Annotated in this window: 1 protein-coding gene; it reads right to left on the minus strand. The window is 67.1% G+C overall.

Annotated elements, in window-relative coordinates:
- Window positions 1–154, minus strand: a 154-nt coding sequence (locus AC0IW9_RS31800) for a Sir2 family NAD-dependent protein deacetylase (protein WP_471652268.1), incomplete at its 3' end; no start/stop codon positions are given.
- Window positions 155–240 lie beyond the last annotated feature (86 nt).

The raw sequence follows: 240 nt of genomic DNA on the forward strand, positions 1-240 counted from the left end.
CCTGGAACAGGATGGGCTTCATCTGATCCCAGACGCCGCCGGGGCTGCGGACATCGGGGATGCCGGATTCGGTGCTGATGCCGGCGCCGGAGAAGACGACCACGCGCTGGGCGGCGTCGAGGAGGGCGCGGAGGGCGGATATGTCCGGGTCCATGGAGGTCTCCGCAGGCAAGGTCGGGGGAAGGTATTCCCCCGAGCCCCCATCTATTTTTGTGAGTGAAGGCACGGCCGGGACAGGGT

The organism is Belnapia sp. AC561 (assembly GCF_979252845.1).